Source organism: Tindallia californiensis (genome assembly GCF_900107405.1).
Lineage (GTDB): Bacteria > Bacillota > Clostridia > Peptostreptococcales > Tindalliaceae > Tindallia > Tindallia californiensis.
Genome location: NZ_FNPV01000007.1, coordinates 82155 through 97334, shown reverse-complemented (window position 1 = coordinate 97334; position 15180 = coordinate 82155). Strand labels below are relative to the sequence as shown.

12 protein-coding genes are annotated in these 15180 nt (G+C 38.5%); 9 read left to right on the top strand and 3 right to left on the bottom strand.

All coding sequences use genetic code 11. The annotated features are described in order from the left end of the window. The first annotated feature begins 148 nt into the window (after window positions 1-148). The 5 genes from BLV55_RS10780 (at window position 149) to rsmG (ending at window position 5807) form a co-directional block, all read left to right on the top strand. On the top strand, window positions 149-865 hold the full coding sequence (locus tag BLV55_RS10780; protein WP_093314290.1) for a YidC/Oxa1 family membrane protein insertase: 717 nt from the start codon (window positions 149-151) through the stop codon (window positions 863-865). Beyond that, on the top strand, window positions 862-1485 hold the full coding sequence (gene jag / locus BLV55_RS10775) for an RNA-binding cell elongation regulator Jag/EloR (RefSeq protein WP_330386613.1): 624 nt from the start codon (window positions 862-864) through the stop codon (window positions 1483-1485). The genes BLV55_RS10780 and jag overlap by 4 nt, the downstream gene beginning before the upstream one ends. An 84-nt stretch (window positions 1486-1569) precedes the next feature. Next, window positions 1570-2952, top strand: coding sequence for a tRNA uridine-5-carboxymethylaminomethyl(34) synthesis GTPase MnmE (mnmE, locus tag BLV55_RS10770; RefSeq protein WP_093314288.1), 1383 nt, complete (start codon window positions 1570-1572; stop codon window positions 2950-2952). A 206-nt stretch (window positions 2953-3158) separates the two neighbouring features. Next, complete coding sequence (mnmG, locus tag BLV55_RS10765) at window positions 3159-5042, top strand: tRNA uridine-5-carboxymethylaminomethyl(34) synthesis enzyme MnmG (protein WP_093314286.1); 1884 nt, start codon at window positions 3159-3161, stop codon at window positions 5040-5042. Window positions 5043-5072: 30 nt separating this feature from the next. Beyond that, window positions 5073-5807 (top strand): 16S rRNA (guanine(527)-N(7))-methyltransferase RsmG, encoded by a 735-nt coding sequence (gene rsmG / locus BLV55_RS10760; protein ID WP_242870106.1) that lies wholly within the window; start codon window positions 5073-5075, stop codon window positions 5805-5807. A gap of 194 nt (window positions 5808-6001) precedes the next feature. Here rsmG and BLV55_RS15045 read toward each other — a convergent pair whose 3' ends face one another. From BLV55_RS15045 to BLV55_RS10745, 3 genes are all read right to left on the bottom strand, one after another. Continuing rightward, a complete protein-coding gene (locus BLV55_RS15045) occupies window positions 6002-6307 on the bottom strand; it encodes a DUF4181 domain-containing protein (protein ID WP_093314284.1) in 306 nt (101 codons plus the stop codon). 286 nt (window positions 6308-6593) lie between these two features. Then, a complete protein-coding gene (locus tag BLV55_RS10750) occupies window positions 6594-7520 on the bottom strand; it encodes a hypothetical protein (RefSeq protein ID WP_093314282.1) in 927 nt (308 codons plus the stop codon). Window positions 7521-7772: 252 nt separating this feature from the next. Beyond that, entirely contained in the window at window positions 7773-9401 is a 1629-nt protein-coding gene (locus BLV55_RS10745) for a methyl-accepting chemotaxis protein (protein ID WP_093314280.1), read from the bottom strand. A gap of 549 nt (window positions 9402-9950) precedes the next feature. Here BLV55_RS10745 and BLV55_RS10740 point away from each other — a divergent pair. From BLV55_RS10740 to BLV55_RS10725, 4 genes are all read left to right on the top strand, one after another. Continuing rightward, window positions 9951-10796: an FAD binding domain-containing protein gene (locus BLV55_RS10740; protein WP_093314278.1), complete on the top strand. Its 846-nt coding sequence runs from the start codon at window positions 9951-9953 to the stop codon at window positions 10794-10796. A gap of 3 nt (window positions 10797-10799) precedes the next feature. Next, on the top strand, window positions 10800-11261 hold the full coding sequence (locus BLV55_RS10735; protein ID WP_093314276.1) for a (2Fe-2S)-binding protein: 462 nt from the start codon (window positions 10800-10802) through the stop codon (window positions 11259-11261). 13 nt (window positions 11262-11274) lie between these two features. Continuing rightward, a complete protein-coding gene (locus tag BLV55_RS10730) occupies window positions 11275-13581 on the top strand; it encodes a xanthine dehydrogenase family protein molybdopterin-binding subunit (RefSeq protein ID WP_093314274.1) in 2307 nt (768 codons plus the stop codon). Window positions 13582-13849: 268 nt separating this feature from the next. Next, window positions 13850-15103, top strand: a complete 1254-nt coding sequence (locus BLV55_RS10725) for a uracil-xanthine permease family protein (RefSeq protein WP_093314272.1) — start codon at window positions 13850-13852, stop codon at window positions 15101-15103. Window positions 15104-15180: the final 77 nt, after the last annotated feature.

The window sequence follows — 15180 nt, the reverse complement described above, 5'->3', positions numbered from 1 at the left end:
CAGTTAAATAAAAGAAGTTAATAAGAGCAAATAATGAGAGTAAGTTAATGAGACTCATTAATAGGAGCCTTTAGGTAAAAAAGAAGATATTAATAAAGATATTGAAAAGGTATTAAAGAAGGTATATTGAATATTGGAGGTTATGATTTTGAGATTTTTCGCTGAACCCTTAAGTCAGCTGTTACATCTTGTGTATGGTGTAGTTGGTGATTATGGAATTTCCATTGTTATTTTTACGATTTTGGTGAAGCTTGTTTTAATTCCCCTTACGGTGAAACAGACCAAGTCGATGAAAAAAATGCAAGATATCCAACCAAAAATCAAAGAACTACAAAAGCAATATAAAAACGATAAAGAGAAAATGAACCAAAAAGTGATGGAGTTATATAAAGAACATAATGTTAACCCAGCTGGTGGTTGTTTACCTCTGCTTATTCAATTTCCAATTATTATTGGTCTATTTACTGTCTTAAGAGTACCAGCCGATTACGGCTTTACACCTGAAATGGTTCAACAAGGATTTTTATGGATAGAAGATATTTCCGCAACTCCTAATATTGTCTTCAGTGAATTCTCAGCATCAATGATTCCTGAAATGATTATGCCTTTATTAGCAGGAGCGACCACCTATCTTTCCAGTAAAACCATGCAGGCGGCCAATAAAGGTGGCGGAAATCCACAACAGGAATCGATGCAAAAGATGATGCTTTATTTCTTTCCTTTAATGCTTATTTATATGTCGATGCAATTTCCGAATGGTTTAATTTTGTATTGGGTGGTAAGCAATTTATTCCAGACGGCACAGCAATTGATCATTAACCGACCCACCCCCTTATCTACCGGTAAAGGAAGTGAAGCCTCGTGATCCAAAAAGTACATGCAACTGGAAAGACGATTGAAGAAGCTGTAGAAAACGGATTGAAAGAGTTAGGTTGCTCCCGTGACGATGTGGAAGTAAAAATTCTTGAAGTACCTTATAAAGGATTTTTAGGTGTTTTTGGAAGCAAAGAAGCTGAAGTGGAATTAGAGCGGAAAGATCAGACAGAAGAAGTAACTAAACAATTTTTACAATCTTTATTTGAAGCCATGAGTTTAGATGTGACCATTGATATGAAGATTAAAAGTGATCAAATGGATATTGAACTCAGCGGACCGAATATGGGCGTTGTGATAGGAAAAAGAGGACAAACCTTAGATTCTATTCAGTACCTTACCTCATTAGTCGTTAATAAACAACGTGATAAATATATGAAAGTTCATATGGACACAGAAAATTATCGACAGAAGAGAGAGGAAACACTTGTTCGATTAGCTCATAAAATGGCTAAAAATGTAAAAGCTACCAGAAGAAAAATGGTATTGGAACCAATGAACCCTTATGAACGAAGAATCATTCATGCCGCTCTTCAGAGCGAACCGAAAATTCAGACGTTTAGTGAGGGAGAAGAACCTTACCGTAAAGTAGCCATTGCATTAAAGAAATAAACAATTGCATTCACATTCTAAGAGGAACCCGGTGAAAACCGGGTTCTTGTTGATAAAGTAATGATAGAAAGGAAGAAGTGGATCATGGAAGATACCATAGCGGCCATTTCAACAGCTTCTGGAGAAGCTGGCATAGGGATCATACGAATTAGTGGAACAGAATCGCTGCAAAAGGCGCTTATGATCTATGAAACAAAAAACGGAAAAAAAGTAACAAGGCTTCAGGACCGAAGACTTACTTATGGAAAGATCATGGATCCACATACTGGAAAGATGATTGATGAAGCATTGGTCTGCTATATGAAAGCGCCTCATACCTATACAACAGAAGATGTGGTGGAGATTCAATGTCATGGTGGTTATATCTCCTTAAAAAGAATTATGGAAGCTTTGTTAGATCAAGGAGTTCGATCAGCGGAGCCCGGTGAGTTTACAAAAAGAGCTTTTTTAAGTGGTAGATTAGATCTTTCTCAGGCAGAAGCCGTTATGGATTTAATTGGTTCCAAAACAGATCTTAGTCATGAAGCAGCTCTCGGACAATTAGAAGGGTTTTTATCTGGCAAAGTAAAAAAAATGAGGGAGGAACTATTGGATCTGATGGCAGCCATGGAAGTGTCCATTGATTTTTCGGAAGAAGAAGATATCGATGAAGTAACTTTTGAGGATGTTTATGAAAAAACCATCCCTATAATGGATGATATCCAGTGGTTAATCGATTCAGCAAAAACAGGAAAAATCATTCGTGAAGGATTAAAAACCGTTATTATTGGGAAACCGAATGTGGGAAAATCCTCATTAATGAATGCTTTGCTGAAAGAATCCAGAGCCATCGTGACAGATATTCCAGGAACTACCCGGGACGTCATTGAAGAACAATTGAATTTAAGAGGGATTCCCTTGGTTTTAATGGACACCGCCGGCATCAGAGATACAGAAGATGTGGTAGAAAAAATGGGAGTCGAAAGAGCAAAACAATTATTTGATCAAGCTGATTTAGTAATGATGATGTTAGATGCCTCTACTCCCGTTACTTCTGAAGAAGTGGCATTACTCAACATGGTACAGAAGCGGAAAGCCTTAATCATTATTAACAAAACGGATTTACCATCGGTTTTAGATGAATCTTCATTGCCAGAATGGATCGATTCAGATCAAATTCTTAAACTGTCTTTACTGGAATCCTCCGGATTGCTTCAATTAGAGGAGGCTTTAGAAAACCTGGTTTATGATGGTGAAAAAAATGCCAGAGAAAAAGAAATGGTGACTCATCTCCGGCATCAGCAAGCCTTGGAAAAAGCATATGATTCCTTAAAAGAAGGTGTGAAGGCATTGGAATCAAGAATGCCGCTGGATTTTGTTCAGGTAGATTATCAGGAAGCAATGGACCAATTAGGAGCTATTATTGGTGAAAGTGTTAAAGAAGACCTGATTGATCATATTTTTTCTAATTTTTGCATTGGAAAATGATAGGATTTCTGAAAAAAGAAGGTTTGTGCCTAGTTTGTCCCTATAGAGGGATAAGAGGTAGAAATTGGAATTTTTGTGACTGCAAGCTTATAGTAGGCTTGTAGCCTGTAAGAGAATAGAATAGAAGATTAAAAATACAAATCATGTCATTAAAGTATCGTGTTGGTAGTATGATAACGCAATATTAGAAAGAACGGGTGAAGGAAATGAAATTTGATGCAGGTAATTATGATGTTATTGTAGTAGGAGCAGGGCATGCTGGTTGTGAAGCTGCTTTGGCACCTGCCAGAATGGGATATAAAACCTTATTATTAACCATCTCTTTAGACGCGATTGCAATGTTAGCCTGTAATCCTTCTATTGGTGGAACAGGAAAAGGCCATCTGGTGCGTGAAGTAGATGCCCTTGGGGGGCAAATGGGATTAACGACAGATGAGGTTTTTATTCAAAGTAAAATGCTGAACACAGCCAAAGGTCCAGCCGTTCATTCATTAAGAGCGCAGGCTGATAAAAATCAATACCATCAGTCAATGAAAAAAACCATTGAAAACCAGGAAAACTTAGAATTAGTGCAGGCAGAAGTGGTTGATTTAGTGATTGAAGACCAGAAAACCAAAGGTGTTGTCGCCCGAAGTGGTGCTATTTATCGAAGTCAGGTCGTTATTTTAGCTACAGGCGTATACTTACAGAGTAAAATTTTTATTGGAGAGATCAATTATGCGTCCGGCCCCAGCGGTATGTTTCCTGCCCAGTACCTTTCTGAAAAGCTAGAGTCATATGGAATTAAATTGAGACGTTTTAAGACAGGAACTCCTGCCAGGGTAGATGGAAAGACTGTGGATTATAGTAAAATGAAAAGAGAAGACGGAGATCAAGAAATAGTGCCTTTCTCGTTTCTAAACGAAAACATAGATATCCAGCAAATTCCTTGTTGGTTAAGTCGAACCACAGAAGAAACAAAAGCTGTGATTGAGGCAAACCTTCATCGCTCAGCCATGTATCGGGGAGATATTCATAGCACTGGAGTTCGTTATTGTCCTTCTATTGAAGATAAAATTATTAAATTTAATGAAAAACCGACCCATCAATTTTTTCTGGAACCAGAAGGAAGAGATACCTGTGAAATGTATGTTCAGGGAATGAGTACGTCTCTTCCGGAAGAAGTACAGCTTCAAATGTATCGGACAATGATCGGTTTAGAAAATGTTAAAATGATGAGACCTGGTTATGCCATTGAATATGACTGTATTGATCCTACCCAACTGCATCTGTCTTTGGAAATGAAAGATATTCAGAATTTGTTCTGCGCAGGACAGTTTAATGGTTCTTCCGGATATGAAGAAGCCGCTGCACAAGGATTGATTGCTGGCATTAACGCCGTGATGAAGATTCGTGGAGAAGAAGCCTTTGTCCTAGATCGGTCAGAGGCTTATATAGGCGTACTGATTGATGATCTGGTGACAAAAGGAACCAACGAACCTTATCGGATGATGACTTCCCGTGCAGAATATCGATTAGTCCTAAGGCAGGATAATGCTGATGAAAGGTTAACAGAAAAAGCTTACCAAATAGGATTAGCCACAGAAGAAAGGTATGAGCGATACCTTCAAAAGAAAGAACAAGTAAAAAAAGAAATGAAACGCCTGGAAAAAACAGTGATTCCGCCAGATCAGATCAACGCTTTTTTAAGAAAACATAAAAGTGCAGAAATAAAGGTAGGGATTTCTCTTAAAGATGCTATCAAAAGACCAGAGATAAGTTATGAAGCCTTAAAAGAGATTGATAGAGAGCGTCCTTCTGATATCAAAAGAGAAGTGGCACATCAATGCGAAGTACAGATTAAATATCAAGGGTATATAGATAAACAAATGAAGCATGTGGAACAGTTTAAGAAAATGGAACAAAGGCCACTATCTCCGGAACTGGATTATGGCTCCATAAAAGGATTAAGGTTGGAAGCACAGGAAAAATTGTCTACCATTAAACCCACCTCCTTAGGACAGGCTTCCCGCATTACCGGCGTATCACCGGCAGATATACAAGTCTTATTAGTCTTTTTAGAACAACAGAGAAGAATGAAATCATTATAAAAATTTCAAACTGGAGGTGAGATAAAGAGAATGAATGAGCACCAGAAAAAAAGAATGAAAGAAGGTATGGAAGAAATTGGGTTTTCCTTAAAGGATCACCAACTCCATCAGTTTAGAGATTACTTAGAGCTTTTACAGGAATGGAATCAAAAGATGAATCTGACAGCAATCAAAGATGCGGATGAAATTCTTACTCATCATTTTCTTGATTCGGCCACCTGTTCCCTTTATCCATCCTATGGAGAATGCCACCATATTTTAGACTTAGGGACAGGAGCTGGTTTTCCTGGAATTCCTCTAAAAATTTTATTTCCAGAACAGTCTTTTGTCTTAATGGATTCTTTAAATAAAAGATTGGTTTTTTTGGAAAAAGTGAAGGAAACATTGGGCCTCACCTCCTTAGAATTAGTTCATGCTAGAGCAGAAGAAGGGGCCAGGCAAAAACCTTATCGTGAAAATTTTGATGCGGTTGTTTCAAGGGCAGTAGCTTCCTTGCCGGTGCTATTGGAATATACCATTCCATTTTTGAAAGTAGATGGATGGTTCTTTTGTCAAAAAGGACCTCAATGGAAAGAAGAAATAGAAGAGGCTAAAAAGGCTATGCAGGTTTTTTCTGTTCGATTAGAAGATAGCTTGGAAGTAAAGGTCCCTTTTACAGATTTAAATCATCAATTATTAGTATTTCGAAAAACAAATGCCACTCAAAAGACTTACCCAAGAAAAGCAGGAACTCCCTCCAAAAAACCAATACTCAATTCGCTGTAAAATACAATAAAATGCAACACTTAAAAAGCCTCTATAGATTGATATAGAGGCTTTTTAGCGAAGTGTTTCACGTGAAACACTTCGCTAATTGGTATAAAAACAAGAAGAGTATCCTATAGAGAGGTGAACTTAATGAGCTATTTCTTATTATTAATAGAAGTAGAAGTGAAGGATTTTTTCTCTCACTTATGACTCTAGTATAATAAAGAAGATACTTTTCCAATACTAGCAAGAAATAGAAAAAAAGCAGCATTCAATATATTGATTCTATAGTTATTAGATTGCTTTTTATACCTCCATTCCATCAACGCACGAAAGCTATAAAAGATAGCGATCGCTCCCATTACATAATAAAATCGGAAGGATTGAGGATAAGCAAAGACGAGTAAATATAAAACAAAAATTATTACTATCGTTAATTCGGACCATTTATGCGTTTTATTCACATGCTTATAGAAGGTGTTTTCGTCTTTGATGTTATACTTTTCTTTAACCTTCATATATTGGTGTATAAAAAACCCACAGCCAGTAAAGAAAATAGTCGATAAAAGAATAAACGTAGCAAACGGGATAATGATCACCTCGCATCAAAAAATAATTGTCATATATAAATGATAACAGATAGGCTCATTATAATACAAGGATAGCGAATGCGATTAAACAGAGGGATAGGATGACATTCTAATGAACTTTAAAAAATATACCAAGAAGGAAAAACCCGAGTGTTTCACGTGAAACACTCGGGTGAAACCTTTGGCATTTAAGAGGTGTAGAGAATTTTGGATTTTATTTGGATAAATCTGGGAAGTGGTTATACAAAAAATCTGTATAATCTTTTGAAACAAAAAATCCATTTTTATAAGTAATTTCTATCCGCAACTTCTCTAAGGAATCCGAAGAAAAGGCGGGGAAAGATAAGGCCCATACTTTAGAATAATAATCAGGGAATTCACCCGGAGGCATATTGCTCTTTTCTTTTTCTTCTAACGATAAATCTTTTTCGATTACCTGTCCGTCAATATGAAAATAAGCCTTTGCTTTTTCTGGAATAAAATTCAAGGAGGGATGGGGCTCTCTCGGTGAATAAGGATCATTATAATAATCTTTCTGGTAAAACATAGAAAAGCCTATTTCCACATCTCCTTCCTTAAAATCAGGTTTATTCTGGTGGCTGATCGAAGTAAAAGCAGGCACTAAATCTGGTGGTTGGTGTAAATAAGAGGGAATAGAAATGGTTTGACTGGAATGCTGATAGTTTCCCTCAGAAACAATTTGAATGCGATAATCCTGAAGAGCTGTTACCTCAATAAAAGCCCGGTAGGAATTAATGCCAATGGAAGTAGCAGGAAGTTTTTTCCAATCGCCTGCTGGTTTTTGATCTTTCAACAGGGGTTGAACCTGCAAACTAATTTCAGCCTCATCGGTTGTTTCGGATAAAGACCATTCGTATTGAAGGGTGATCGTTGAGTCATCATCATTGATTTTACGGATCTGCCAGTGATCATAGACAACCCAGTGGTCTTGGTTTAGTGTTTCTTTTATATCATCTAGGACTCGAGAAACATCATTTCTATTGGAAGTGAAGAGAAGTTCTTGATGAATATCGCCAATACTCTGGCTTAAAGACATCTGTTGATACAAAATCAAACAGAGTAAACCTAAAACAAGCATTTTAGGTAACACTTTAGTCAGGTGGGATGGAGTGGGTTTCATTTAAAAGCCTCCTTTAAATTTGTTGAGCATAGATGCGGATCAGCATAAGTAGAAGGGAGGATCTGTTGGTATGTCGCTTAACCTTTGATGAAGAAATACTTGATCCATTAGCAGTGTACCCTATAAATCTTTAAATTGCAAAAATAAAAAATTCCAGTCTTTCTGAGTAAAGACCGGAATTTTTTTCAATATCCTTTATAGTAGGGTTGAAGTTCTATAAAAATGATTTTCAGCTTCTAGTGGATTTTTCTTTTAAGATAAGCCTTTGAAGTTAAGTAGGTCTTTAATATTCACACCTACCTGAATAATTCCTCTCTTGCTCTGTTTGGAAACTCCGGTGAACTTATAGTATTCACCGTCAATATCTCTCTTTTGAATACTTTGAACCACTTCTTTATTCTTGTCTTCAAGTATTTGATAAAATTCATAAGCTTGGGATGCTGGATCATTTTCTATGGTAAACCCAATTCCCATCGGATTATTACAATATTCCGTGACTCCTTTTTCGTTCAAAATATAAAACTCGGAAATATTCGCTTCTTTGGCAAGTTTTTCCAGATAAGCATTATCAATAAACCCTTTTGATTCTAACTCAGCTACTTTGCGAGCTACTTTTAGCAGTTCACTGTCTACCTGTTGTTCCAGTTTTTTAGTAAAAGCAGAAAAACGGGTAGAGACATCCATAATATCCTGGGCGTGATGTATGTTTTCTTTTTCGTTCGTTACCTGGGATTCGATTTTACTTCTCATTTCACTCATCATTTTTTCTAAATTATTGGTAAATAAAGCATTGTTGTTAATATTGGTAGCTAAGCTTTCAATCGCTACGTTTTGTTCTTCCATACTGGAAGAGATTCGGTGGATTTGGGCAGTGATTTCTTCCATAGAAGATTGAATGGTAGTTAATTCTCTTCCTGCATTTTCACTTTGATCTTTAATAGAAACCGATTGTTTTGCACAAGTAAAAGCTCCTTGCTGCAAGTTTTTGAAACTTTTTTTAATCTGATCCAAATGGTCGCCTATTCGTTGAGAAGTTTCATCGCTTTCCTCGGCTAATTTTTTTACTTCCTGTGCCACTACAGCAAAACCATGACCCGCACTTCCACTACGGGCCGCTTCAATAGATGCATTGAGAGAAAGTAAATTTGTTTGTTCGGAAATAGCTTTAATTTCATTGCTCATTTCACTGATCATCATTAAAAGATGCTCTAAATTTTTCACTTCCTCGGCGGTCTCACTCATTAAAGATTCAATAGCCTTTGCTTCATTAAGGGTTAAATCAATCCCTTTGGTGTTATGTAGAATTTTCTCTTTTGATTCATCGGTTAATTCCTTAAAGGTTCTGGTGTTTTCAAGGGATTCGATGTTTGTACCTAGTAATTCTTGGGAAATGGAAGCATTTTCTTCTGCTTCCGTAGCACTTTTATGAAGGTCTTGATTGATGGTTTCAATATTTGTAAAAATTCCTTCCATCGCTTCCAAATTCATAGAAGCAACTTGCCTTAACTGACCGGCAAAATTCTTAAGCTGTACTTCTGAAAGTAAGACTTGATATAAAAGGCCCTTCATGGTTTCTTCCAATTTGGGCAGGGTTTCTATTAAATCCTTTGCAAAACTGGAGCCGCAGGGAATATTCTTTGTATCAGATAAAAAGTTACCATTGCTATAACTCCTTAACATTTCTGTGATGGATGCCAGATCCTGAGCTCGCAATTGATCTTCCCACCGATGATACATGTAAAGAATTGCTGTATTGACAAGGATTCCTGCCAACACTTGAACGCCAATCGATAGACCGGTTCCAAAGAGATGAAAAATGATCAGGTTTGCTGCTACCAGTATTAGACCGGTTCCAGCCAGGAAAAGGGTTCTTTTTTTCATTGTAATCCACTCCTTTTTTCATTCAACATAGCACATTAGTTAGATCATTAGTGTTAGATCATTAGTGTTAGATCATTAGTGTTAGATCATTAGTGATGAATTGTTTATGTTTTTCCCCCGCCTTTCTGGAAATAGAATTTTTAGCTTCTGGTAGAAATACACTCATTACTCGAAGTGTATCCTAAAATAAATCCAATTGCAAAAGCATTTTTAGCGAAAATCTTTGAATATGAAACGAAAAAGCCGAAAATGGTCATTTTTAGTCTATTTTGAAAGCCTATAAACCTGCAAAATACTAGGGTTTTCAGAAAGCATTGTTAAAGAGTTCTAAAAACTCTATATATTTTCATGAAATGTTGTGACTAAATAACAAGGGGTGGTTTGATATAATAAAGAAAAAGTAGAGAAAATAGAATGTTCTTAGAGTTATCGGAAAATTGAAAAGATCAAAAGATACCAAATCAACAGGCAACACAGGCAACACAGGCAACAACAGGCAACAACAGTTAACAACAGGTATCAATAGATATAGATGATGGGGGTATTACAATGAATTCTTTTGAGTACTGTAAACCTAAAAGTGTTAAAGAAGCCATTCAACTTCTTGCCGAAAAACCAGCTACAAGTCATCTGCTCAATGGCGGGACTGATTTAGTTATCAGAATGCGCCAGCAGATCACAGAGCCGGAAAGAGTGGTAGATATTGGAGGGATTGAAGAACTTAAAAAAATCAGCTTCTCTAAAGAGGAAGGGTTGTTTATAGGAGCTTGCGTGTCATTGGCGGATATGGCTCATCATCCGGCCCTTGTCGAACACTACCAATGTTTAGCGGATGCAGCTGAAATGGTGGGGTCTGGTCAAATTAGAAACGTGGCAACGATGGCCGGGAATTTATGCAATGCTTCGCCCTTAGCGGACACAGCAACACCGGCCCTGGTATTGGAAGCCGTTATGATTGCAGAAGGCGAAACAGGAACCCGTGAAATACCAATCAAGGAATTTTTCAAAAATGTACGGGTGACGGCTTTGGAAAAAACGGAAATCGTTAAAGGGATTTATATACCTTATCATGAAAAGGCAGTAGGAAGTTTCCAAAAAGGCTCCAGACGCAAAGAAGTGGATCTGTCCACTGTATGTGTTAGTGCGCTTCGTTATGGAGAAAAGGTAAACGTTGCCATTGGTGCCGTTGCACCAACGCCCATTCGATTACCAAAAGTGGAAGCCTATCTGAAAGGAAAAAAAGTGACCAGTTCTCATATGGAAGAGATAATGAAATTGGTCGAAGAAGCAATAGCACCAATTGATGATGTTCGCAGCACAAAAGAATTCCGGATACATTTGGCAAAAACCTTGGTACAGAGGTGCTTGGTACAAATCGGTTTGGCGGAGGTGTAGAGAATGAACATTAAATTTACATTAAACGGAGAAATAATAGAACATCAGGTAGAACCTAATAAAACGCTGTTAAAAATGCTGAGGGATGATTTTGACCTTACCGGTGCAAAAGAAGGTTGCGGCGAAGGAGAGTGTGGCGCCTGCAGTATTCTTTTTGACGGAAAACCGGTGACTTCCTGCCTGATGTTGGCTGTTCAGGCAGATGGTCATGAACTCACCACGATTGAAGGATTATCGGAGGGGAATCAACTGGATGAACTCCAAAAATCTTTTATTAATACAGGAGCGCTTCAATGTGGTTATTGCACCCCCGGAATGATAATGACAGCAAAAGGATTGTTAAAAAATAATCCAGATCCATCCAGAGAAGAAATTAAAAAAGCGCTAAGCGGAAACTTGTGCCGATGTACCGGTTATAAACGAATTGTTGAAGCGGTGGAGCAAGCTGCAAAAAATAGCCGGTAAAGGAGAGATAGAGATGAAATATGTTGGTCAGAATCAATTGCGAGTAGATGGCATTAAAAAAGTGACAGGAGATCTTAAGTTTGTTGACGATCTAAAAATGCAAAAAATGCTCTATGCCAGTGTCAAGCGAAGTCCTCATGCTCATGCAAAAATCATCGATATTGATACCTCTTTAGCCGAAAATTACCCAGGGGTCAGAGCCGTGGTAACAGGCAAAGATTTTCCGAAAAGGGCAGGTTTATATCTGGCAGACAAAACTTTTTTTGCCGTTGATAAAGTACGTTTTACCGGAGAAGCCGTTGCAGCCGTAGCGGCGGATACGGAGGAAATTGCAAAGAAAGCAGCAGCATTGATCGAGGTAAAGTATGAACTATTGCCAGCGGTACATGATGCCAAAGAAGCTATGAAAAGTGATGCGCCGATTCTTCACCCGGAGTTGGGAGATTACAAAGTAGTACCGATCTTCAAAACCGTACCCGGTACTAATATCAGTGAGCATTTTAAGTTAAGAAAAGGAAATGTGGAAGAAGCTTTTGAAAAAGCGGATATGGTTTTTGAAAAAGAATATTATGTTCCTCATATCCAACATGCACCGATTGAAAATCATGTAGCTATTTCTCAGTTTGACCGGGAAGGCAATTTAACGGTCTGGGCTAGCTGTCAGTCTCCTTATGCGGTTAGAGCTGCTTTGTCCGATGCTTTTGATATTCCACTGCATAAACTACGAGTAATTTCACCAGCCGTTGGCGGTGGTTTTGGAGCAAAAGCTGGTACAACGTTGGAAGGTATCATTATTCCACTTTCAATGAAAGTTGGCAATAGACCAGTTAAATTAACCTATAATCGAGAAGAAGAATTTATCAGTTCTTATGTACGACAGGCATTACATTCTAAATTTAAGACAGCGGTCAATAAAGATGGAAAAATCCTTGCTGTGAAAAATGAATTTATATGGGATGGTGGTGCCTATACAGAATACGGTGTTAACATTGCGAAATCAGCTGGTTTTGCAGCGGTAGGTCCTTATGATGTGGAAAACATTCATTGTGATTCCTACGCTGTTTATACGAATAATCCGGTTGGGGGTCCTTACAGAGGTTTTGGAATGGCAGAAATTCATTTTGGTATTGAGCAGAACATGGATTATATTGCCAGGCAACTAGAAATGGATCCGATTACCATCAGAAAAATCAATGCACAAAAACCAGGCGGTACGACAGCGACAGGAGCAAAAGTAGACGCAGCCTGCGGCCTGACCGAAACCTTAGATACGGTGATAAAAGAAATTGACTACTATACTCCTTCCGTACAACCAAAAGACCCGGATAAAGTAAGGGCTAAAGGAATTGCCTGCGGTATGAAAGCACCTTCTATGCCAAACAACGCTGGTTCTGCCGCCATTGTAAGAATTAATGAAGATGGATCCGTGATGCTTTCTGTCAGTGCTCAGGATTTAGGCCAGGGATCTGATACAGCCTTAGTTCAAATAGCGGCAGAAGCATTACAGATTCCTCCTGAAAAAATCAGCATTAAAACAGGAGATACGGATCATACGCCTTACGAGTGGCAAACCGTTGCCAGTAGAATTACTTATTCTGCCGGAAATGCGATTATTAAAGCATGTGAAGATGCGACACAGCAGTTAACACAACTTGCTTCCCAAAAAATGGATGTTCCACAGGAAGAACTATTCTTAGAAGATGAGCATCTTATATGGAAAAAAGATCCGGACAAAAAAGTGGCGGTTAAGGCTCTTGCCTTGGGGTTACAGTTTGAAGATGGATCGGCGATTCATGGGCCTATTATTGGCAGAGGATCCTTTGTACCAGAAGGGGTTGTTAACTTTGATCCAGAAACAGGCTTATCTGAAAAACCAGTAGTTTTCTGGACCTATGGTGCTTATGGTGTGGAAATCGAAGTAGATAAGAAAACAGGAAACATTCAAGTATTAAAAGCAACGACATGTTTTGATGTTGGAAAAGCCATTAATCCGGAACTGGTAAAAGCTCAGTGTGAAGGAGCTGTGGTTCAAGGTCTTGGTTCAGCAATCTTTGAAGAAATCATAATGAAAGATGGAAAGTTCAAAAATCCAAGCTTTGCGGACTATAAAATCCCGACAGCTGATGATATGCCAGAAATGACGATTCACATAGCGGAAAACCCGCAATATGACGGACCTTATGGTGCCAGAGGAATGGCGGAGCCAGCAATGATTCCGGCAGCACCTTCCATCGTCAGTGCGTTTTATAACGCTACAGGAGTAGTGGTAGAGGAGCTACCCTTAAGTGCTGAACGAGTGGCAAAAGCATTAAAAGAATAAGCGATGATGAATGGATGTAAGCCGTTATCAGCAAGGCAATGAAAACTGGAAAAGTATCCTCGAAAGCCAGCAAGGTATCAAAAAGAGAAGTAAGAAATGAACCAAGAAATGTATTAAGAAAAGAAATTATTTCAAAAAATACTCAAAAGAAAAAATAGGTGTAAAGGAATCATAGAAGACATGATACAATCATAAAGAAGTTTTCGGGGATACTTAATGATAAGAAAGGAGAACGTTGTCATTAAAACCAAAAAGAGGAGGAAAGTACATGAGTAAAGATGCTGAAAAAAATCAAGTAATGGGGAAAGACCCGGAGTTTGCATCAGCGGAAGATTTATCAGGGAATTTTAACAAAGGGCAGCAGGTTCTGCTAGGCTTTCAACACACCTTAGCTATGTTTGGTGCTTGTATTTTAGTCCCTCTGTTAACAGGGCTCAGTGTATCCGCAACATTATTTTCAGTAGGGGTTGGAACACTGATCTTCCACTATTTTACAAAAGGAAAAGTGCCAGGATTCCTAGGATCCTCCTTTGCCTTTATTGGCCCCCTCATTATTGCAGGTGAGCAGGTAGGACTCCAAGCAGCCCAGGGCGGTATTATTCTGGCCGGTCTTACATATGTCATTGTAGGATATCTGATGGAAATAGCCGGACCTGAAAAAGTAAAAAGAATTTTCCCGCCGGTGGTTACAGGCCCTATTATCATGATCATTGGTTTAAGTTTGGCGCCAGTAGGGATTGATATGGCCAGCGGTCACTGGGGAGTAGCCTTAATCACTTTGGGTGTTGCAGTTATCGTCAACATATGGGGACGAGGCATGATCAAAGTATTACCGATTGTTATCGGCTTAGTAGCAGGATACATCGCTTCCCTAGCTTTCAACTTGGTAGATGGTTCACAAGTAGCGGAAGCCAGCTTGGTAGGAGTTCCAGGGTTTACCCTTCCAGTATTTAATTCAACGGCCTTATTATTAGTAGCCCCGGCCGCCATTGTTTCAATCATTGAGCATTTTGGAGATGTATTGGCTATTGGAAGTACTATTGGTAAAGACCTTCGAAAAGACCCGGGAATTCCAAGAACCTTTTATGGTGGCGGGGTAGCTACGATGCTATCTGGTTTCCTTGGTGGTCCTTCGCTGACCACTTACGGAGAAAACGTAGGGGTATTAGCTCTGACAAGAGTTTATGCTACTTTTGTTGTCAGTATGGGAGCTGTTTGGGCCATTGCCTTATCCTTTATTCCTAAGATCGAAGCAGCGATTCATACGATTCCAGTACCCGTTATTGGTGGAATATCAGTCTTACTATACGGAATGATCGCCGCTGTTGGTGTTAGAACTGTTGTTGAAAACAAAGTTAACTTTATGAAGTCTAGAAACCTGATTGTTGCTTCCGTTATTTTAGTACTTGGTGTTGGTGGGGTTGGTTTTCAAATAGGAGATATCGAGTTTAGTTCTATGGTTATTGCCGCTGTATCTGGAGTGTTGCTAAATCTAATTTTACCAGGTGCTGATGTAGAATAACGCCTTAGAAAAAACGCCTTAGAAAAAACCATGTTGCCAGAAAAAGCAATCATCAAAAAGATAATGATCACAGCCTT